The following is a 19,301-nucleotide window of genomic DNA, read 5'->3' on the forward strand; positions in this document are numbered from 1 at the left end:
TGGGTGAGTGCCTACCGCGAATCAGGCGCCAAGGTTATCGTTATTCGTGCCCTTGCGCACACCAGCCGCACGCAAAGGCCTGGCCTATTTTTTCAAGGCGTTGCGCGGGGTCGAGCACCCAGGGGCGCGACTGCCAGGGCGGTTGGTGGCGCAGGTGCTGGGTGTGGCCGCAGGACAGCTCGGCCACCCAGTGGCCATCGTCGTCCTGATGAAAACCTGTGATCGTGACCGTTGATCGGCCCCGTCCGTCCGGGTTCCGTTCGCTTTCGGGCAAATCCTTGTTTAGACTTGTCCGTTCTTCATTCTTTTGCAAAAGGTCTCGCCCCATGACGATCGCCGCTAACAAGGCTGTCTCCATCGACTATACCCTGACCAACGACGCTGGTGAGGTCATCGACAGCTCCGCCGGCGGCGCGCCGCTGGTTTACCTGCAAGGCGCAGGTAACATCATCCCGGGCCTGGAAAAGGCTCTGGAAGGCAAGAACGTCGGTGACGAACTGACCGTCGCCGTAGAACCTGAAGATGCCTACGGCGAATACTCCGCCGAACTGGTCAGCACCTTGAGCCGCAGCATGTTCGAAGGTGTTGATGAGCTGGAAGTGGGCATGCAGTTCCACGCTTCCGCGCCGGACGGCCAAATGCAGATCGTCACCATCCGCGACCTGGACGGCGACGACGTTACCGTTGACGGCAACCACCCTCTGGCTGGCCAGCGCCTGAACTTCCAAGTGAAGATCGTGGCCATCCGCGACGCTTCCCAGGAAGAAGTGGCTCACGGCCACGTCCACGGTGAAGGCGGTCATCACCATTGATTGTGGTTTGATCAATCGGTATCAAAAACGCCCCGACTGGTTCGGGGCGTTTTTTTGCCTTGAGAATATTCCCGGTCAACTTTCTGTAGGAGCGAGCTTGCTCGCGAAAAACCTGAGAACCCCTCGGGCGCCAGGCTTCCCGCGTCATCGTTAACGATCTTCGCGAGCAAGCTCGCTCCTACAGTTTTCAGGGGGCAAACAAAAATGCCCCGGACCTTTCGGTACGGGGCATTTCTTAACTGTTACGCAACCTGGGCTACGTGGCAGTTGTTACCACTTAGGCTGCAGCAGGAACGCTCAGAGCCTTGATGTGGCCATTCAGGCGGCTCTTATGGCGAGCGGCCTTGTTCTTGTGGATGATGCCTTTATCGGCCATACGGTCGATAACAGGCACAGCCAGAACGTAAGCTGCTTGAGCTTTTTCAGCGTCTTTGGTGTCGATGGCTTTGACTACATTCTTGATGTAGGTGCGAACCATGGAACGCAGGCTGGCGTTGTGGCTGCGACGCTTCTCAGCCTGTTTTGCACGTTTTTTGGCGGAAGGTGTGTTGGCCACCGTCGAGCTCCTCGAAAGACTTTTTAGGAAATAGCAAACAAAATAGGCCGCGAATCATGCCGATGACTTGACGGGTTGTCAAGGGCGGCTGATGCGAACTGCTGAGTGGTCGATCTGAAGAGGCGGGTGATTTATTTCCGGCGCTTGACCTGTAAACTCGCGAGCTTTGGCTCTGTGCTGTTGCAGGCGCGCAGTATCGCATAAGTGGGCGCGTAGTTCGCCTGCTCTTTATCTATAGGCGCAAACTCTTTCAATGAATCTGCTCAAATCGTTGGCTGCCGTCAGCTCTATCACGATGATTTCCAGGGTGTTGGGGTTCGTGCGTGACACCCTGCTGGCCCGCATCTTTGGCGCCAGCATGGCCACGGATGCGTTCTTTATTGCCTTTAAACTGCCCAACCTGTTGCGGCGGATCTTTGCCGAAGGCGCGTTTTCCCAGGCGTTCGTGCCGATTCTGGCCGAGTACAAGACCCAGCATGGCGAGGAGGCGACCCGTACGTTTATCGCCTACGTCTCAGGTTTGCTGACGCTGGTGCTGATGCTGGTAACCATCGTCGGGATGCTCGCCGCGCCCTGGGTGATCTGGGCCACGGCGCCCGGTTTTGCCAATACGCCGGAAAAGTTCGCGCTGACCACTGATCTGCTGCGGGTGACCTTTCCTTATATATTGCTGATTTCCCTGTCTTCGCTCGCCGGGGCGATCCTCAATACCTGGAATCGTTTCTCGGTACCGGCCTTTGTGCCGACCTTGCTGAACGTCAGCATGATTATTTTTGCGTTGTTCCTTACGCCGTATTTCGATCCGCCCGTCATGGCCCTGGGCTGGGCGGTCCTGGCCGGCGGCCTGGCACAGTTGCTGTACCAGCTGCCGCACCTGAAAAAAATCGGCATGCTTGTACTGCCGCGCTTGAACCTCAAGGATTCCGGCGTCTGGCGCGTGATGCGCAACATGCTGCCGGCGATCCTCGGGGTGTCGGTCAGTCAGATTTCCCTGATCATCAACACCGCGTTCGCCTCGTTGCTGGTATCCGGCTCGGTGTCGTGGATGTACTACGCCGACCGCCTGATGGAATTGCCATCCGGTGTGCTGGGCGTGGCGTTGGGCACCATCCTGCTGCCGACCCTGGCGCGTACCTACGCCAGCAAGGATCGCCAGGAATACTCACGCATACTCGATTGGGGCCTGCGCCTATGCTTTCTGCTGGTGTTGCCGTGCGCCCTGGCCCTGGGCATCCTCGCCGAACCGTTGACGGTCTCGCTGTTTCAATACGGGCAGTTCGACGCCCATGACGCCTTGATGACCCAGCATGCGCTGGTCGCCTACTCCGTCGGTCTGCTCGGCATTATCGTGATCAAAGTGCTGGCGCCCGGCTTCTACGCTCAGCAAAACATCCGTACCCCGGTGAAAATCGCGATTTTCACCCTGGTGGTTACGCAACTGCTCAACCTGGTGTTTATCGGCCCGCTGGCCCACGCCGGCCTGGCTTTGGCGATCAGCGCGGGGGCATGTATAAACGCAGGCCTGCTGTTTTACCAATTGCGTAAACAGCAGATGTACCAACCACAGCCCGGCTGGGGCGTGTTTGCGCTCAAGCTGCTGGTGGCGGTCGCCGCGATGTCGGTTGTGCTCTTTGCCCTGATGCACCTCATGCCGGCCTGGGACCAAGGTAATATGCTGGAGCGCTTCATGCGCCTGGGTGTATTGGTGGTCGCGGGCGTGGCGGTGTACTTCGGGATGTTGCTGTTGCAGGGTTTCCGCCTGCGTGATTTCAATCGCAAGTCGTTGGGATAGAGACTTTGCCGCGATAAAACGGTTGTTTTATCGATTCGACCCATTTGGCCTGCGCAGTTGCCTGTCGTCCGGGGCTGGGTGTGGTTATAATCGACCACTTTATGAGCAAGAAGCGCGTTATGCAGCTGGTTCGAGGTCTCCACAACCTGCGCCCCGAGCATCGGGGCTGCGTCGCCACTATTGGCAACTTTGACGGTGTTCACCGTGGCCACCAGGCTATCCTGGCTCGGCTGCGCGAGCGTGCGGTCGAGTTGGGCGTGCCCAGCTGCGTGGTGATTTTTGAGCCACAACCGCGGGAGTTCTTTACCCCCGAAACCGCGCCGGCCCGCTTGGCGCGCTTGCGGGACAAGCTGCAACTGTTGGCGGAGGAGGGCGTGGACCGTGTCCTCTGCCTGGCATTCAACCAGCGTTTGCGCAGCCTCAGCGCCGCCGAGTTCGTCGACCGCATCCTGGTGGACGGCTTGGGTGTACAGCACCTGGAGGTCGGCGACGACTTCCATTTCGGTTGTGACCGGGTCGGGGATTTCGATTTCCTGCAACATGCCGGCGTCAATCAGGGTTTCACTGTCGAAGCCTCGCAAACCGTCGAACTGGACGGCCTGCGCGTGAGCAGCACCCAGGTGCGTAACGCCCTGGCCGCCGCCGACTTCGACCTGGCCGAGCGTTTGCTCGGTCGCCCGTTCCGCATTGCCGGACGGGTATTGCACGGCCAGAAGCTGGCGCGCCAATTGGGCACGCCAACCGCCAACGTGCAACTCAAGCGCCGTCGTGTGCCGCTGACCGGGGTTTACCTGGTAAGCGTCGACATCGACGGCCAATCGTGGCCAGGAGTCGCCAATATAGGCGTCAGGCCCACGGTTGCAGGTGATGGCAAGGCCCACCTGGAAGTTCACCTTTTGGATTTTGCCGGTGATTTATACGACCGGCGTTTGACGGTGGTTTTCCACCAGAAGCTGCGTGAAGAGCAGCGTTTCGCCTCCCTGGAGGCGTTGAAAACGGCGATCAATGCGGATGTCGCCGCCGCCCGTGCACTAGCCGCACCTAGCGCCCATCGCTAACCGAAGAGCCTTAAATGACCGACTATAAAGCCACGCTAAACCTTCCGGACACCGCCTTCCCAATGAAGGCCGGCCTGCCACAGCGCGAACCGCAGATCCTGCAGCGCTGGGACAGTATTGGCCTGTACGGAAAGTTGCGCGAAATTGGCAAGGATCGTCCGAAATTCGTCCTGCACGACGGCCCTCCTTATGCCAACGGCACGATTCATATCGGTCATGCGCTGAACAAGATTCTCAAGGACATGATCCTGCGCTCCAAAACCCTGTCGGGCTTTGACGCGCCGTACGTTCCGGGCTGGGACTGCCATGGCCTGCCGATCGAGCATAAAGTTGAAGTGACCTACGGCAAGAACCTGGGCGCGGACAAGACCCGCGAACTGTGCCGTGCCTACGCCACTGAGCAGATCGAAGGCCAGAAGTCCGAATTCATCCGCCTGGGCGTGCTGGGCGAGTGGGACAACCCCTACAAGACCATGAACTTCAAGAACGAGGCCGGTGAAATCCGCGCCTTGGCTGAAATCGTCAAGGGCGGTTTCGTGTTCAAGGGCCTCAAGCCCGTGAACTGGTGCTTCGACTGCGGTTCGGCCCTGGCCGAAGCGGAAGTGGAGTACGAAGACAAGAAGTCCTCGACCATCGACGTGGCCTTCCCGATCGCCGACGACGCCAAGCTGGCCGAGGCCTTTGGCCTGGCAAGCCTGAGCAAGCCAGCGGCCATCGTGATCTGGACCACTACCCCGTGGACCATCCCGGCCAACCAGGCGCTGAACGTGCACCCGGAATTCACCTACGCCCTGGTGGACGTCGGTGATCGCCTGCTGGTGCTGGCCGAAGAAATGGTCGAGTCGTGCCTGGCGCGTTACGAACTAAAAGGTTCGGTGATCGCCACCACCACTGGTTCTGCGCTGGAGCTGATCAACTTCCGTCACCCGTTCTATGACCGTCTGTCGCCGGTGTACCTGGCTGACTACGTCGAGTTGGGTTCGGGTACCGGCATTGTCCACTGCTCGCCTGCCTATGGTGTGGACGACTTCGTGATCTGCAAGAAGTACGGCATGGTCAACGATGACATCATCAACCCGGTGCAGAGCAATGGCGTCTACGTGCCTTCGCTCGAGTTCTTCGGTGGCCAGTTCATCTTCAAGGCTGACCAGCCGATCATCGAAAAGCTGCGTGAAGTCGGTGCGTTGATGCAAACCGCCACCATCCAGCACAGCTACATGCATTGCTGGCGTCACAAGACCCCGCTGATCTACCGCGCTACGGCGCAGTGGTTTATCGGCATGGACAAAGAGCCGACCAGCGGCGACACCCTGCGTGTACGCTCGCTCAAAGCCATCGAAGACACCAAGTTCGTCCCGGCCTGGGGCCAGGCGCGCCTGCACTCGATGATCGCCAACCGTCCTGACTGGTGCATCTCCCGCCAGCGTAACTGGGGCGTGCCGATCCCGTTTTTCCTGAATAAGGAAAGCGGTGAGCTGCACCCGCGCACCGTCGAGCTGATGGAAGTCGTGGCCCAGCGCGTTGAACAGGAAGGCATCGAAGCCTGGTTCAAGCTGGACGCCGCCGAGTTGCTGGGCGATGAAGCGCCGCTGTACGACAAGATCAGCGACACCCTCGACGTGTGGTTCGATTCGGGCACCACTCACTGGCACGTGCTGCGCGGTTCGCACCCTATGGGCCACGAGACCGGCCCGCGTGCCGACCTGTACCTGGAAGGTTCGGACCAGCACCGTGGCTGGTTCCACTCGTCGCTGCTGACCGGTTGCGCCATCGACAACCACGCGCCGTACCGCGAGCTGCTGACCCACGGCTTCACCGTCGACGAGACGGGCCGCAAGATGTCCAAATCGCTGAAGAACGTGATCGAGCCGAAAAAGATCAACGATACGTTGGGCGCCGACATCATGCGTCTGTGGGTGGCTTCCACCGATTATTCGGGTGAAATCGCCGTGTCGGACCAGATCCTGGCCCGCAGCGCCGACGCCTACCGTCGTATCCGCAATACCGCGCGCTTCATGCTGTCGAACCTGACCGGTTTCAACCCGGCCACCGACCTGCTGCCGGCCGAAGACATGCTCGCGCTGGACCGTTGGGCCGTGGACCGTACCCTGTTGTTGCAGCGCGAGTTGCAGGAACACTACGGCGAATACCGCTTCTGGAACGTCTACTCCAAGATCCACAACTTCTGCGTGCAGGAGTTGGGCGGTTTCTACCTCGATATCATCAAGGACCGCCAGTACACCACCGGCGCCAACAGCAAGGCTCGCCGTTCGGCGCAGACCGCGCTGTACCACATCAGCGAAGCGCTGGTGCGCTGGATCGCGCCGATCCTGGCGTTCACTGCCGACGAGCTGTGGGAATACCTGCCGGGCGAGCGTAACGAGTCCGTCATGCTCAACACCTGGTACGAAGGCCTGGCAGAACTGCCGGCCGACTTCGAACTGGGCCGCGAGTACTGGGAAGGCGTCATGGCCGTCAAGGTTGCGGTGAACAAGGAGCTGGAAGTTCAGCGTGCGGCCAAGGCCGTGGGCGGCAACCTGCAAGCCGAAGTCACCTTGTTTGCCGAGGACGGCCTGACTGCCGACCTGGCCAAGCTGAGCAACGAACTGCGCTTCGTACTGATCACCTCCACCGCGAGCCTGGCACCTTTCGCCCAGGCCCCGGCAGATGCCGTGGTCACCGAGGTGCCGGGCCTGAAGCTCAAGGTGGTGAAGTCGGCCTTCCCTAAATGCGCCCGTTGCTGGCACTGCCGTGAAGATGTCGGCGTGAACCCTGAGCACCCGGAAATCTGTGGTCGTTGTGTCGACAACATCAGCGGTGAAGGCGAGGTTCGTCACTATGCCTAATACAGCCAGTCGTTTCGGACGTCTGGGCTGGCTCGTACTGAGCCTGCTGGTGCTGGTCATTGACCAGGTCAGCAAGGCTCACTTCGAGGGCTCCCTGGAAATGTTCCAGCAAATCGTGGTGATCCCGGATTACTTCAGCTGGACCCTGGCCTATAACACGGGTGCCGCCTTCAGCTTCCTCGCTGATGGCGGTGGCTGGCAGCGCTGGCTGTTCGCGCTGATCGCCGTGGTGGTCAGTGCCGTGCTGGTGGTGTGGCTCAAGCGCCTGGGCCGCGACGACACCTGGCTGGCTATCGCGCTGGCCCTGGTGTTGGGCGGCGCGCTGGGTAACCTGTATGACCGCATCGCCCTGGGCCATGTGATCGACTTCATCCTGGTGCATTGGCAGAACCGCCACTACTTCCCGGCGTTCAACTTTGCCGACAGCGCCATCACCGTTGGTGCAATCATGCTGGCGCTGGATATGTTCAAGAGCAAGAAAACCGGAGAAACCGTCAATGACTGATCAGGTATTGGCTGAGCAACGCATCGGCCAGAACACGGAAGTCACTTTGCATTTCGCATTGCGCCTGGAAAATGGCGACACGGTCGACAGCACCTTCGACAAAGCCCCGGCGACCTTCAAGGTTGGCGACGGTAACCTGCTGCCTGGTTTTGAAGCGGCATTGTTCGGGTTCAAGGCGGGCGACAAGCGCAACCTGCAGATCCTGCCGGAAAACGCTTTCGGCCAACCCAACCCGCAAAACGTGCAGATCATCCCGCGTTCGCAGTTCGAAGGTATGGACCTGTCGGAAGGTTTGCTGGTGATCTTCAATGATGCGGCCAATACCGAATTGCCCGGTGTGGTTAAAGCCTTCGATGATGCGCAAGTGACCATCGATTTCAACCATCCGTTGGCCGGTAAAACCTTGACGTTTGATGTTGAAATCATCGACGTTAAAGCGCTCTAACTGACGAAACCGGTTCCTGTGGGGCTGGCTTGTGTGGGAGCTGGCTTGCCTGCGATAGCATCACCTAGGTGTATCTGATACATCGAGTCGTTTGCATCGCGGGCAAGCCCGCTCCCACAGATGCTTATTCTATAGAGCTGAGTTGATCCAATTTCTTGGCCTGCAAGGCACGAGGCACAGCATGCAAATCAAACTCGCCAACCCCCGTGGCTTCTGCGCTGGCGTGGACCGGGCGATCGAAATCGTCAACCGCGCCCTGGAGGTCTTCGGGCCGCCGATTTATGTGCGCCACGAAGTCGTGCATAACAAGTTCGTGGTCGAAGACCTGCGCGCACGCGGTGCGATCTTTGTCGAAGAACTCGATCAGGTACCCGACGACGTTATCGTCATCTTCAGTGCCCATGGCGTGTCCCAGGCCGTGCGTACCGAAGCGGCTGGCCGTGGCCTTAAAGTGTTCGATGCCACCTGCCCGCTGGTGACCAAGGTGCACATCGAGGTGGCCCGTTATAGCCGCGACGGTCGCGAATGCATCCTGATCGGCCATGCCGGTCACCCGGAGGTCGAAGGCACCATGGGCCAGTACGACGCCAGCAACGGCGGCGCCATCTACCTGGTGGAAGACGAAAAAGACGTTGCCAACTTGCAGGTACACAACCCTGATCGTCTGGCTTTCGTCACCCAGACCACCTTGTCCATGGACGATACCAGCCGCGTCATCGACGCCCTGCGCACGCGGTTTCCTGCTATTGGCGGCCCCCGCAAGGATGACATCTGCTACGCCACGCAAAACCGCCAGGATGCGGTCAAGCAACTGGCGGACGAATGCGATGTAGTGCTGGTGGTCGGCAGCCCTAACAGTTCCAACTCCAACCGCCTGCGCGAGCTGGCCGAGCGCATGGCCACACCGGCGTACCTGATCGACGGCGCCGAAGACATGCAGCGCAGCTGGTTCGACGGTGTCGAGCGTATCGGCATCACGGCGGGCGCCTCCGCTCCGGAAGTACTGGTGCGCGGTGTGATCCAACAGTTGCAAGCCTGGGGTGCCACCGGCGCCGATGAGCTGGCGGGCCGTGAAGAAAACATCACGTTCTCCATGCCCAAGGAACTGCGGGTCCGCTCGCTGCTCTGACGGCCAGGGTGCTGGAATAGCCTCGGCATAATGCCTGTTCGGTCTTGTCACTGCGCAGGCTGATGCGCCCGCTGGGGGCCAGCACGATCTGATACAGGCTCTGTGCCTGGTCCTTGTCACACACATGTACGGTGCCGGCACGAAATCCCCCGCCGGCAAACACCGGCTCCCCCAGGCCGCTGAAGCGCACCTGGCTCGTAACCGGGCCATTCCCGGCCACCGACACGCGCCCATTGCCCTCGCGCTCCAGCAATACTGGATTGTCGTCATCCAGGTGGCCGCGCCCACTCACATCCAGTATCACGCGCCATCCCAGGCTCCAGTCCTCGTCCTTTGCATGAATGACCACCGCCCGGTTGCGCGCGATGGCCTCGGTGCGTGCGTAGCGCAGCCCGGAGGCGAGTGCTTGGGCCGCGTTTTGTCGTTGTTGCGATTCAAGCAAGCCCTTGAAACCGGGTACGGCCAGTTGCGCGAGAAAACTGGTGACGATCAGCCCCAGCAGCATTTCAATCAGGGTGAATCCTTTTTGTTTCATGTGCGTTCCCTCCATGGGCACGAGTGGGTTTTCTAGGTATAGCGCTTGGTCCTTGGCGCTGGATGATGGCCTTTATGTCCAAAGTATTTCCCTTTGTTCCGGGAGCAGCGCCGCTCGAAAACCGACGCTAGTCTTGGGTCGCACAGCAGGCCTTGCCTGCTTTTTTCTCCGGCCTTCGACATGGATGACGACGGAAATGCCTGCCTGCCAGAACCGATTCCTGCGCGTTGCTCACTTGCGCCAATCCGGCATGACACTGGTCGAGGTGCTGGTCGCGCTGTTGATTTTGGCGATCGGCCTGATGGGCGCTGCGGTGCTGCAACTCAACGCGCTCAAGTACACCAACAGCGCCAGGATGACCAGCCAAGCCAGTTTTATTGCCTACGACATGCTCGACCGCATTCGCAGCAATGCTGGCGCCGATTACACATGGGGCCGGGCGGAGCTGGCGCCACCCAGCATTGCCACCGCCAGCGTACGTGACCTGGACCTGCACGATTTCGAAGCCAATATCATGGGTTTTGCCGGCGAGGATGCCAAAGGATCAGTGGTGGTGAACGGGCACGAGGTCACCATCAGCATCAGTTGGGCGGATGCTCGGGCAGCAAATCGCCCTGGGGCGCGGGAAACCTTCACCCTGACCAGTCGCATCAGCAATGAACAGGGAGTGTCGCAATGAAGCGTCTTGGGCGAGGTTTCAGCCTGGTGGAAGTGTTGCTGGCGCTCGCCATCGGGTTGGTCATGATACTGGGGGCAAGCCAGATACTGATCAGCTCGCGATTGACCCATGCCAGCCAGCAGGCCGCCATGGTGCTGCAGGATGATGCGCGCTTTGTGCTGAGCAAGATCACCCAGGATATTCGCCAGGCGGGCATGCTGGGGTGTTTGGCCGTGGCGGCTATCGACAATGCTCCGGTTGCCTTTGATCGGCCGATAAGCTGGGAAGCGGCAGGGAGTGCGAAGTCACTGACGCTGGTGACCGCGAATGTCGGCGATGGCGTCGGCAGGCCTGACTGGACAGTGTTGTCCGACTGCAAGGAGGCGGCCAGGGCTTATGCAGGCACGCCACCCGGCGCCGAGCCCGGCCAACTTCGCTTTGGCATACGCCAACTTACCTACACCTACGAATCGGGCCAGTTGAAGATCAGTACCCCGGCGGCGCCGGCCAGGGCGGTATTGATGGATAACGTAAGGGCGTTCGACGTCAGCTTCGGCATGGCAGCCACCTCGGCATCAACAGTTGTGGAGCGCTATGACAGCCATCCCGCCGATGAGTCGCTGATACGTAGCGTGCGCATCCTCATGACCCTTCAAGACCCCGCTGGGCGGGTGAAGGACCAGACCTATAGTGTCGTGGCGGCACTGCGAAATCGGCTGGGGTAGGGGCAATGATCATGCATGGCGGCATTCATGTACGGCAGACCGGGATGGTGCTGCTGATCAGTCTGGTGTTCCTGTTGGTGCTGTCGCAGGTGGGACTGTCATCAATACAGGCTGCGGTCTCCCAGCAAAAAGTCGCGAGCAGCCTGTGGCATCGCAATCAATCGCTTCAATCTGCCGAAAGCGGCCTGAGATTGGGGGAGTCGACCGTGCAAAAGGTTGGCCAGGCGATGCCTGTCTGCCACTCGATCATCCGTTGTGCGCCGCCTGCTGAGGCGTCTTCCTTGACGGCGGCCGGGACGAACCCGGTCTCGGCGGTCACCTGGCTCGCCTTGAAGGATGGGTTTTATGGCATTCAATCTCTTGGGGAAGGTGCAGGGCTTGCTCATTTACCCTCCCAAACCGTAGGCACACTTTTTCGTGTCACCTCGGTCGGGCTTGCGGGGCAAACGCGCACGGTGCTGGAGACGGTCTATGCACGGGTGGAGGAGGGCGGCCGCGTCAAGTTTCGACGGGTCTTATGGCGGCAACTTCAATAAGGAGCAATCGGATGGGCAAGGAGAGCCAGGGTTTTACCCTGATGGAGTTACTGATCGTCGTGGCGATCATCGCGTTGCTGGCCGGGATTGCGTATCCCGGGTACCTCAGCCAGGTGAAGAAGGTGTATCGGGCGCAGATCGTCGCGTTGTTGAGCGAACAGGCCCAGCACCTGGAGCGTTCTTATACGAGGAATGGCACTTTTATTGATGCAGGCGACGTCAGCGCGGGCAATGATCATTATAGAATCAGTGCCGTCCTCAACCCTCAGGATTTTGACCTGCTCGCCACTCCCGCTGCGGACTCGGTCATGGCGAACGACGCATGCGCAGCATTCAGCTTGACCAGCACCGGTATGCGCGGCAACCCGGGAGCAGGGCCTGAAATGTCGCCCAAGGTCTGCTGGGGGCAAGGATGAGCGTACTTGAAGCGTGGGCGCCGGGCGCGCCTTTCCCTGTTTATCGGCTGGATCAAATGATGGCTAAGCAACAGCAAGTGGTGATTGTCGGCGGCGGAGTAATCGGGCTGTTGACGGCGTACAACCTCGCCAGTGAGGGCCAGGCGGTCACGCTGCTGGAGCGCGGTGGGCTTGGGCAAGAGTCTTCCTGGGCGGGCGGTGGGATTGTCTCGCCGTTGTACCCGTGGCGCTATAGCCAGGCGGTCACTGCCTTGGCCCATTGGTCCCAGGATTTTTACCCGCAACTGGCGCAACGGCTGTTTGCAGCGACCGGCGTCGATCCAGAGGTACATACCACGGGGTTGTATTGGCTCGACCTGGATGACGAAGCGCAAGCACTGGCCTGGGCTGCCCGTGAAGGGAGACCGTTGAGCAAGGTGGACGTATCTGCGGCCCATGACGCGGTGCCGGTGTTGGGGGGTGGCTATTCTCAGGCGATCTACATGGCCGATGTGGCCAACGTACGCAACCCGCGCCTGGTCAAATCACTGAAGGCGGCCCTGCTGGCGTTGCCGAACGTGACGATTTGCGAGCAATGCGATGTGTCGGGTTTTGTGCTCGGCGACGGCAGGGTGGTGGGTGTGAATACCGCTACGGGCCAGGTTTTGGGGGATCAGGTGGTGCTCGCGGCCGGCGCCTGGAGCGGACAATTGTTGGGTACGCTGGGCTTGGGGCTACCCGTGGAGCCGGTCAAAGGCCAAATGATCCTGTACAAATGCGCGTCCGACTTTTTATCCAGCATGGTCCTGGCCAAGGGGCGTTATGCGATTCCCCGGCGGGATGGGCACATCCTGATCGGCAGCACGTTGGAGCATGAAGGATTCGACAAGACGCCAACCGACACCGCGCTGGAAAGCCTCAAGGCGTCTGCGCTGGAACTGATTCCCGCCTTGGCGGACGCCGAGGTGGTCGGGCATTGGGCCGGTTTACGGCCTGGCTCCCCCGAAGGTATACCGTTTATCGGTGAGGTCCCTGGCTTCAAGGGGTTGTGGCTCAATTGCGGGCATTACCGCAATGGTCTGGTACTCGCACCGGCATCTTGCCAGTTGTTCACCGACTTGCTGCTGGCGCGGGCTCCGATCATCGATCCAGCGCCTTACGCCCCCGCAGGTCGCCTCAACGCTGAATAGACTTTGGCCCTTGTTCCAGATGCGCCTGGGTGCAGTACCATTCCTGGCGTGAACTCAGTGCGCGGTCCTGCGGCAGGTGCACGCCACAGTGGGCGCAACGCACCATCAGGGCCGCATCCGGTTCGGCAGGCCGTTGCTGATGGGAGGCATTTTTTTTGAATTTGCGCCAGAACCATACCGCGGCAGCAATGACGGCAATCCAGAACAGTAGACGAAGCATGATGGGCAGTTTCTCGACAAGGAATGCGCCAGTTTAGCCAAGGTGGTCACGGGCGCACAGGGCAATAAATACTCGCTCATAAAAAAGGGAGCTCCTTCAGAGCTCCCTTTTGCGTTGCGTCGAACAATCAGTCGAACACACCGAAGGTCATGTAGCTGAACCACGAGCGGTCCTGGTTGTTGCCCAGGGCTTGCGGCTCTTCTTCTTCGATCACGTCACCGTTCTCGTCGTGCGGCTTGAGATCCGAAGGAATAGCGTCCTTGGCGTCCTGGTACATCTTGATCACGTCCTGGTTGGCGCGAGTTTCACCCGGCGGCAGTGGTGGACGGGACTCGATCAGGCCCAGGGTGTACTTGCTCAGCCACGAACGGTTGTCCGCTTCGGCAACCTGAGGCACGAACTGGCCGTCTTTCAGGCTAGGGTGGTCGGGGTAGTTGAGCTTCAGGGTTTCCAGGCTGGTCGTCGCCAGTGTGTCCAGGTGCAGACGCTGGTAAGCCTCGGTCATCACGGCCAGGCCGTCACCCACGGACGGGGTTTCCTGGAAGTTTTCCACCACGTAGCGGCCACGGTTGGCGGCGGCCACATAAGCCTGACGGGTCAGGTAGTAGTGGGCCACGTGGATCTCGTACGAAGCCAGCAGGTTGCGCAAGTAGATCATGCGCTGCTTGGCGTCCGGCGCGTAGCGGCTGTTGGGGTAGCGGCTGGTCAGCTGGGCGAACTCGTTATAGGAGTCGCGCGCAGCACCCGGGTCGCGCTTGGTCATGTCCAGCGGCAGGAAGCGCGCCAGCAGGCCAACATCCTGGTCGAACGAGGTCAGGCCCTTCATGTAGTAGGCGTAGTCCACGTTCGGGTGCTGCGGGTGCAGGCGGATGAAACGCTCGGCAGCGGACTTGGCAGCTTCCGGCTCGGCGTTCTTGTAGTTGGCGTAGATCAGCTCAAGCTGGGCCTGGTCGGCATAGCGGCCGAACGGGTAACGCGACTCCAATGCCTTCAGCTTCGCTGTGGCGCTGGTGAAGCTATTATTGTCCAAGTCTGTCTGAGCTTGCTGGTACAGCTCGACTTCGCTCAGGTTTTCGTCGACGACGTCCTTTGTTGACGAGCAAGCAGCAGTCATGGCGAGGATGGCGATCAGCAGCAGGTGTTTCACTTGCATGGCGGCTTGCGTCCCTATGACGGCCGCTGTCTTGGGCGGGGCCGTCCTGTTATGATGAGCGCCCCGTTGAAAGCCTCGGGGCAAAAGACGCCGTATTTAACCACAAGCGCGCAGCCGAAACCAAAGGCTACGCCACGCCTAGTCTGAGCATGTCCGATAAAATTGAACTTCGCGCAGAGGTGCCGTCCGAATTGGGCGGCCAACGCCTCGATCAAGTCGCCGCACAATTATTCGCTGAGCACTCGCGCTCGCGCCTTTCCGCCTGGATCAAAGACGGCCGCCTGACTGTGGATGGAGCGGTTATCCGCCCGCGAGACATAGTCCATGGCGGTGCGATTCTTGAGCTGACTGCCGAGCAGGAAGCCCAGGGAGAATGGGTTGCTCAGGACATCGAGCTGGATATCGTCTATGAAGACGACGACATCCTGGTCATCAACAAACCCGCAGGCCTGGTGGTTCACCCGGCCGCCGGGCACGCTGATGGCACCTTGCTCAATGCCCTGTTGCACCACGTGCCGGACATCATCAATGTGCCGCGCTGCGGCATTGTTCACCGTCTGGACAAGGACACCACCGGCCTTATGGTGGTGGCCAAGACCATTCAGGCGCAGACGCAACTGGTTACGCAATTGCAGAGCCGGAGCGTCAGCCGCATCTATGAGTGCATTGTGATCGGCGTCGTTGTGGCCGGTGGCAAAATCAACGCACCCATTGGTCGTCACGGCCAGCAGCGCCAGCGTATGGCGGTGATGGAAGGTGGCAAGCAGGCCGTCAGCCACTACCGTGTGCTGGAGCGTTTCCGTTCCCACACCCATGTGCGGGTCAAGCTGGAAACCGGGCGTACCCACCAGATTCGCGTGCACATGGCGCACATCAACTTCCCGTTGGTCGGCGACCCGGCCTACGGTGGCCGCTTCCGTATTCCGCCGGCGGCCAGCCAGACCATGGTTGAGTCGCTCAAGACGTTCCCGCGCCAGGCACTGCATGCACGCTTCCTGGAACTGGATCATCCGACGAGCGGTAAGCGCATGAGCTGGGAATCGCCACTGCCAGACGATCTGGTCTGGCTGCTGTCGCTGCTCAAGCAAGATCGCGAGGCGTTTGTCGGATGAGTGACTGGCTGATACCTGACTGGCCCGCGCCGGCTCGGGTAAAAGCCTGCGTCACCACCCGTGCGGGCGGCGTCAGCCTGGCGCCGTTCGACAGCCTCAACCTGGGTGATCATGTCGAGGACAGCCTCGAGGCCGTCCTTGAGAATCGCCGTCGCCTGAGTGAGGCCTTCGATATCCAGCCTGCCTGGTTGCGTCAAGTCCATGGTACTCGCGTGGTTGAGGCCGATCCGGGCCGTACTGTCGAGGCTGACGGTAGTTGGACCAGCACCGCTGGCATCGCCTGCACAGCCATGACCGCTGATTGCCTGCCTGCGCTGTTCTGTGATCGAGCGGGCACCCGGGTTGCCGCAGCCCATGCCGGTTGGCGTGGTTTGGCGGCCGGCGTGCTGGAGGCCGCTTTCGAAAGCCTGGATAGCGCACCCGAAGACGTTCTGGTCTGGCTCGGCCCTGCCATAGGCCCACAAGCCTTTGAGGTCGGCCCGGAAGTGCGTGAGGTGTTCATGCAGCAACTGCCGGCCACCGCTGAAGCCTTTGTTCCCAGCCACAACCCTGGTAAGTACATGGCCGACATCTACCAGCTGGCGCGTCTACGTCTGGCCGCTCGCGGTGTTAGCGCTGTGTATGGGGGCGGTTTGTGCACTGTGACCGACCCGCGTTTCTTTTCTTATCGCCGAAGCCCACATACGGGCCGATTCGCCTCCCTTATCTGGCTTGAACGCTAGACTGTCCTGACCTGTATCAACCGTCTGCCGCTTGAAACGCCCAGAATCCACCCCATCTATAAGGGTATCTGGCAGGTTTCTTCATTCAGGATGTGTTTGTTCATAGCTCCGGCCTGCTCAAAAGGAAGGTGACTAATGCGTATTGATCGTTTAACCAGCAAATTACAGTTGGCATTGTCCGACTCTCAATCCTTGGCGGTGGGCCTCGACCACCCGGCCATTGAGCCTGCGCACTTGATGCAGGCACTCCTGGAACAGCAAGGTGGTTCTATCAAACCCTTGCTGATGCAGGTGGGCTTTGACGTCAACAGCCTGCGCAAGGAGTTGAGCAAAGAGCTCGACCAACTGCCGAAAATCCAGAATCCCACCGGGGACGTGAATATGTCCCAGGATCTGGCGCGCCTGCTCAACCAGGCCGACCGCCTGGCCCAGCAGAAAGGTGACCAGTTCATCTCCAGTGAATTGGTGTTGCTCGCCGCCATGGACGACAACAGCAAGCTCGGCAAGTTGTTGCTGGGCCAGGGCGTGAGCAAAAAGGCCCTGGAAAACGCCATCAACAACCTGCGTGGCGGCGAAGCGGTGAACGACCCCAACCACGAGGAGTCGCGCCAGGCCCTGGACAAATACACCGTCGACCTGACCAAGCGTGCCGAAGAAGGCAAGCTGGACCCGGTGATTGGCCGTGACGACGAAATCCGTCGCACCATTCAGGTATTGCAACGTCGCACCAAGAACAACCCGGTGTTGATCGGTGAACCTGGCGTGGGTAAAACCGCGATTGCCGAGGGCCTGGCTCAGCGCATCATTAATGGTGAAGTGCCGGACGGCCTCAAAGGCAAGCGCCTGCTGTCTCTGGATATGGGCTCGCTGATTGCCGGAGCCAAGTTCCGGGGTGAGTTCGAAGAGCGCTTGAAATCCTTGCTTAACGAATTGTCGAAGCAGGAAGGGCAGATCATTCTGTTTATCGACGAATTGCACACCATGGTCGGCGCCGGTAAGGGCGAAGGCTCCATGGACGCCGGCAATATGCTCAAGCCCGCCTTGGCGCGGGGTGAGTTGCACTGCGTCGGTGCAACTACGCTTAACGAATACCGTCAGTACATCGAAAAGGACGCAGCCCTTGAGCGTCGCTTCCAGAAAGTTCTGGTGGAAGAACCCAGCGAAGAAGACACCATCGCGATCCTGCGGGGCCTGAAAGAGCGCTATGAGGTCCACCATAAGGTGGCTATTACCGACGGTGCGATCATCGCGGCGGCCAAGTTGAGCCATCGCTATATCACTGATCGTCAGTTGCCGGACAAGGCTATCGACCTGATCGACGAAGCGGCCAGCCGCATCCGTATGGAGATCGATTCCAAGCCGGAAGTGCTTGATCGCCTGGATCGGCGCCTGATTCAACTGAAAGTCGAATCCCAGGCGCTGAAGAAAGAAGAAGACGAAGCGGCCAAGAAGCGCCTGGAAAAACTCCAGGAAGAAATTGTTCGCCTGGAACGCGAGTATTCGGACCTCGAAGAAATCTGGACCTCGGAAAAAGCCGAAGTACAGGGTTCGGCGCAGATCCAGCAAAAGATCGAGCAGTCCCGTCAGGAACTGGAAGCGGCGCGCCGTAAAGGCGACCTGAACCGCATGGCCGAGTTGCAGTACGGGGTGATCCCGGACCTGGAGCGCAGCCTGCAGATGGTTGACCAGCACGGCAAGCCTGAGAACCAGTTGCTGCGCAGCAAGGTGACCGAGGAAGAAATTGCCGAAGTGGTCTCCAAGTGGACCGGTATTCCCGTGTCGAAGATGCTCGAAGGCGAGCGCGACAAGTTGCTGAAGATGGAAAGCCTGTTGCATCAGCGCGTCATCGGCCAGGAAGAGGCAGTGGTGGCGGTGTCCAACGCGGTACGGCGTTCCCGGGCAGGTTTGTCCGACCCGAACCGTCCAAGCGGCTCGTTCATGTTCCTCGGCCCAACCGGTGTGGGTAAGACCGAGTTGTGCAAGGCCCTGGCCGAGTTCCTCTTTGATACTGAAGAGGCCATGGTGCGGATCGATATGTCCGAATTCATGGAGAAACACTCGGTGGCTCGTCTGATCGGTGCGCCACCAGGCTATGTGGGTTACGAAGAGGGCGGTTATCTGACCGAAGCCGTACGGCGCAAGCCTTACTCGGTGATCCTGCTGGATGAGGTCGAGAAGGCGCACCCGGATGTGTTCAACATCTTGCTGCAGGTGCTGGAAGATGGTCGCTTGACGGACAGCCACGGGCGCACGGTGGACTTCCGCAATACGGTGATCGTGATGACCTCCAACCTGGGCTCGGCTCAGATCCAGGAATTGGTGGGTGATCGTGAAGCCCAGCGTGCGGCGGTGATGGATGCGTTGACCACGCACTTCCGTCCGGAATTCATCAACCGGGTCGACGAAGTGGTGATCTTCGAGCCTCTGGCGCGGGATCAGATCGCGGGCATTACCGAAATTCAGTTGGGCCGCCTGCGTAGCCGTCTGGCTGAGCGCGAGTTGGACCTGGAGTTGAGCAGCGAAGCGTTGGACAAGCTGATCGCGGTCGGTTACGACCCAGTGTATGGCGCACGGCCACTCAAACGTGCGATCCAGCGCTGGATCGAGAACCCACTGGCGCAGCTGATCCTGTCGGGCAGCTTTATGCCTGGCACCCGCGTCACGGCGACGGTGAAAGACGACGAAATCGTCTTCCATTAAGGCCTGCGCTTGGCGCAACCAGAGAAGGCCCCGCATTGCGGGGCCTTTTTTTTCGATAGGGCGTTGAACTGTAAGGCAAAGGCTTGTAAAGTGCGCCCCGCAGCAACGTCAGCCCACGGGTTTCTTCTCCCCAAGAAGAAATCAGAAAGAAGCGCAAATCATTGTCTTAAAAGCAATTTAAAGGGTTGACAGGGGTTTTTAAGATTGTAGAA

The 19,301-nt window shown here is 59.8% G+C and carries 20 protein-coding genes; 15 read left to right on the plus strand and 5 right to left on the minus strand.

Translation table 11 applies throughout. The features are described from left to right. Positions 1–40 precede the first annotated feature (40 nt). On the minus strand, positions 41–328 hold the full coding sequence (locus tag BMH52_RS21905; protein WP_072434156.1) for a DUF3565 domain-containing protein: 288 nt from the start codon (positions 326–328) through the stop codon (positions 41–43). Between BMH52_RS21905 and BMH52_RS21910 the strand changes: the two genes are divergently transcribed. Then, complete coding sequence (locus BMH52_RS21910; RefSeq protein WP_003188398.1) at positions 327–812, plus strand: peptidylprolyl isomerase; 486 nt, start codon at positions 327–329, stop codon at positions 810–812. The genes BMH52_RS21905 and BMH52_RS21910 overlap by 2 nt on opposite strands. Before the next feature lie 277 nt (positions 813–1,089). Here the strand turns inward: BMH52_RS21910 and rpsT are convergent, their stop codons facing one another. Next, positions 1,090–1,368 (minus strand): 30S ribosomal protein S20, encoded by a 279-nt coding sequence (gene rpsT / locus BMH52_RS21915; RefSeq protein ID WP_003188401.1) that lies wholly within the window; start codon positions 1,366–1,368, stop codon positions 1,090–1,092. A gap of 253 nt (positions 1,369–1,621) precedes the next feature. On the opposite strand from rpsT, the gene murJ reads away from it, so the two are divergent. The 6 genes from murJ to ispH all read left to right on the plus strand — a co-directional run bounded on the left by murJ (position 1,622) and on the right by ispH (position 9,143). Next, on the plus strand, positions 1,622–3,160 hold the full coding sequence (gene murJ, locus BMH52_RS21925) for a murein biosynthesis integral membrane protein MurJ (protein WP_014716857.1): 1,539 nt from the start codon (positions 1,622–1,624) through the stop codon (positions 3,158–3,160). Positions 3,161–3,279: 119 nt separating this feature from the next. After that, positions 3,280–4,218: a bifunctional riboflavin kinase/FAD synthetase gene (ribF, locus tag BMH52_RS21930; RefSeq protein ID WP_073845039.1), complete on the plus strand. Its 939-nt coding sequence runs from the start codon at positions 3,280–3,282 to the stop codon at positions 4,216–4,218. A gap of 14 nt (positions 4,219–4,232) precedes the next feature. Then, the gene (gene ileS, locus BMH52_RS21935; protein WP_073845041.1) at positions 4,233–7,064 is read left to right on the plus strand and encodes an isoleucine--tRNA ligase; all 2,832 of its coding nucleotides are present in this window, start codon (positions 4,233–4,235) and stop codon (positions 7,062–7,064) included. Beyond that, on the plus strand, positions 7,057–7,569 hold the full coding sequence (lspA, locus tag BMH52_RS21940; RefSeq protein WP_014716859.1) for a signal peptidase II: 513 nt from the start codon (positions 7,057–7,059) through the stop codon (positions 7,567–7,569). Before ileS ends, lspA begins: the two co-directional genes overlap by 8 nt. A 7-nt stretch (positions 7,570–7,576) precedes the next feature. Then, positions 7,577–8,014: a peptidylprolyl isomerase gene (locus BMH52_RS21945; protein ID WP_169855857.1), complete on the plus strand. Its 438-nt coding sequence runs from the start codon at positions 7,577–7,579 to the stop codon at positions 8,012–8,014. Between the two features lie 181 nt (positions 8,015–8,195). After that, complete coding sequence (ispH, locus tag BMH52_RS21950; protein ID WP_003188409.1) at positions 8,196–9,143, plus strand: 4-hydroxy-3-methylbut-2-enyl diphosphate reductase; 948 nt, start codon at positions 8,196–8,198, stop codon at positions 9,141–9,143. Here the strand turns inward: ispH and BMH52_RS21955 are convergent. After that, positions 9,097–9,678, minus strand: coding sequence for a GspH/FimT family pseudopilin (locus tag BMH52_RS21955; protein ID WP_019817501.1), 582 nt, complete (start codon positions 9,676–9,678; stop codon positions 9,097–9,099). The genes ispH and BMH52_RS21955 overlap by 47 nt on opposite strands. Positions 9,679–9,874: 196 nt before the next feature. Here BMH52_RS21955 and pilV point away from each other — a divergent pair, with 196 nt between their 5' ends. Genes pilV through thiO form a run of 5 tightly spaced genes read left to right on the plus strand, consistent with a single transcriptional unit; the run spans position 9,875 to position 13,182 of the window. Continuing rightward, positions 9,875–10,357, plus strand: coding sequence for a type IV pilus modification protein PilV (pilV, locus tag BMH52_RS21960; protein WP_058410765.1), 483 nt, complete (start codon positions 9,875–9,877; stop codon positions 10,355–10,357). After that, positions 10,354–11,061, plus strand: a complete 708-nt coding sequence (locus BMH52_RS21965; RefSeq protein ID WP_014716862.1) for a PilW family protein — start codon at positions 10,354–10,356, stop codon at positions 11,059–11,061. Before pilV ends, BMH52_RS21965 begins: the two co-directional genes overlap by 4 nt. Before the next feature lie 5 nt (positions 11,062–11,066). After that, positions 11,067–11,597: a PilX N-terminal domain-containing pilus assembly protein gene (locus BMH52_RS21970; protein WP_020302965.1), complete on the plus strand. Its 531-nt coding sequence runs from the start codon at positions 11,067–11,069 to the stop codon at positions 11,595–11,597. 11 nt (positions 11,598–11,608) lie between these two features. Next, positions 11,609–12,013, plus strand: a complete 405-nt coding sequence (locus BMH52_RS21975; protein ID WP_073845043.1) for a type IV pilin protein — start codon at positions 11,609–11,611, stop codon at positions 12,011–12,013. A gap of 59 nt (positions 12,014–12,072) precedes the next feature. Beyond that, a complete protein-coding gene (thiO, locus tag BMH52_RS21980) occupies positions 12,073–13,182 on the plus strand; it encodes a glycine oxidase ThiO (protein WP_014716864.1) in 1,110 nt (369 codons plus the stop codon). On the opposite strand, the gene BMH52_RS21985 is transcribed toward thiO, so the two are convergent. Beyond that, positions 13,169–13,402, minus strand: a complete 234-nt coding sequence (locus BMH52_RS21985) for a PP0621 family protein (RefSeq protein ID WP_014716865.1) — start codon at positions 13,400–13,402, stop codon at positions 13,169–13,171. The genes thiO and BMH52_RS21985 overlap by 14 nt on opposite strands. A 127-nt stretch (positions 13,403–13,529) precedes the next feature. Continuing rightward, a complete protein-coding gene (locus BMH52_RS21990; protein ID WP_003188421.1) occupies positions 13,530–14,555 on the minus strand; it encodes an outer membrane protein assembly factor BamD in 1,026 nt (341 codons plus the stop codon). A 149-nt stretch (positions 14,556–14,704) separates the two neighbouring features. Between BMH52_RS21990 and rluD the strand changes: the two genes are divergently transcribed. The 3 genes from rluD to clpB all read left to right on the plus strand — a co-directional run bounded on the left by rluD (position 14,705) and on the right by clpB (position 19,089). Then, positions 14,705–15,667 carry a 23S rRNA pseudouridine(1911/1915/1917) synthase RluD gene (gene rluD / locus BMH52_RS21995; protein WP_003188422.1) on the plus strand — a complete coding sequence of 321 codons (963 nt, stop codon included), beginning with the start codon at positions 14,705–14,707 and terminating at the stop codon, positions 15,665–15,667. After that, entirely contained in the window at positions 15,664–16,389 is a 726-nt protein-coding gene (gene pgeF / locus BMH52_RS22000) for a peptidoglycan editing factor PgeF (RefSeq protein ID WP_038448837.1), read from the plus strand. The genes rluD and pgeF overlap by 4 nt, the downstream gene beginning before the upstream one ends. Before the next feature lie 135 nt (positions 16,390–16,524). Further along, complete coding sequence (clpB, locus tag BMH52_RS22005) at positions 16,525–19,089, plus strand: ATP-dependent chaperone ClpB (protein ID WP_014716867.1); 2,565 nt, start codon at positions 16,525–16,527, stop codon at positions 19,087–19,089. Positions 19,090–19,301: the final 212 nt, after the last annotated feature.

Source organism: Pseudomonas sp. BTN1 (genome assembly GCF_001907715.1).
In the GTDB taxonomy this organism is placed as follows: domain Bacteria; phylum Pseudomonadota; class Gammaproteobacteria; order Pseudomonadales; family Pseudomonadaceae; genus Aquipseudomonas; species Aquipseudomonas paracarnis.

What these genes read in the sequence shown, in the direction of transcription:
- lspA (WP_014716859.1), top strand. Translation starts at nt 7,057, where the DNA reads ATGCCTAATACAGCCAGTCGTTTCGGACGTCTGGGCTGGCTCGTACTG.
- BMH52_RS21985 (WP_014716865.1), bottom strand. Translation starts at nt 13,402, where the DNA reads ATGCTTCGTCTACTGTTCTGGATTGCCGTCATTGCTGCCGCGGTATGG.
- rluD (WP_003188422.1), top strand. Translation starts at nt 14,705, where the DNA reads ATGTCCGATAAAATTGAACTTCGCGCAGAGGTGCCGTCCGAATTGGGC.
- BMH52_RS21975 (WP_073845043.1), top strand. Translation starts at nt 11,609, where the DNA reads ATGGGCAAGGAGAGCCAGGGTTTTACCCTGATGGAGTTACTGATCGTC.
- BMH52_RS21955 (WP_019817501.1), bottom strand. Translation starts at nt 9,678, where the DNA reads ATGAAACAAAAAGGATTCACCCTGATTGAAATGCTGCTGGGGCTGATC.
- BMH52_RS21965 (WP_014716862.1), top strand. Translation starts at nt 10,354, where the DNA reads ATGAAGCGTCTTGGGCGAGGTTTCAGCCTGGTGGAAGTGTTGCTGGCG.
- BMH52_RS21970 (WP_020302965.1), top strand. Translation starts at nt 11,067, where the DNA reads ATGATCATGCATGGCGGCATTCATGTACGGCAGACCGGGATGGTGCTG.
- clpB (WP_014716867.1), top strand. Translation starts at nt 16,525, where the DNA reads ATGCGTATTGATCGTTTAACCAGCAAATTACAGTTGGCATTGTCCGAC.
- ispH (WP_003188409.1), top strand. Translation starts at nt 8,196, where the DNA reads ATGCAAATCAAACTCGCCAACCCCCGTGGCTTCTGCGCTGGCGTGGAC.
- thiO (WP_014716864.1), top strand. Translation starts at nt 12,073, where the DNA reads ATGGCTAAGCAACAGCAAGTGGTGATTGTCGGCGGCGGAGTAATCGGG.
- murJ (WP_014716857.1), top strand. Translation starts at nt 1,622, where the DNA reads ATGAATCTGCTCAAATCGTTGGCTGCCGTCAGCTCTATCACGATGATT.
- ileS (WP_073845041.1), top strand. Translation starts at nt 4,233, where the DNA reads ATGACCGACTATAAAGCCACGCTAAACCTTCCGGACACCGCCTTCCCA.
- pilV (WP_058410765.1), top strand. Translation starts at nt 9,875, where the DNA reads ATGCCTGCCTGCCAGAACCGATTCCTGCGCGTTGCTCACTTGCGCCAA.
- BMH52_RS21990 (WP_003188421.1), bottom strand. Translation starts at nt 14,555, where the DNA reads ATGCAAGTGAAACACCTGCTGCTGATCGCCATCCTCGCCATGACTGCT.
- BMH52_RS21905 (WP_072434156.1), bottom strand. Translation starts at nt 328, where the DNA reads ATGGGGCGAGACCTTTTGCAAAAGAATGAAGAACGGACAAGTCTAAAC.
- pgeF (WP_038448837.1), top strand. Translation starts at nt 15,664, where the DNA reads ATGAGTGACTGGCTGATACCTGACTGGCCCGCGCCGGCTCGGGTAAAA.
- BMH52_RS21910 (WP_003188398.1), top strand. Translation starts at nt 327, where the DNA reads ATGACGATCGCCGCTAACAAGGCTGTCTCCATCGACTATACCCTGACC.
- ribF (WP_073845039.1), top strand. Translation starts at nt 3,280, where the DNA reads ATGCAGCTGGTTCGAGGTCTCCACAACCTGCGCCCCGAGCATCGGGGC.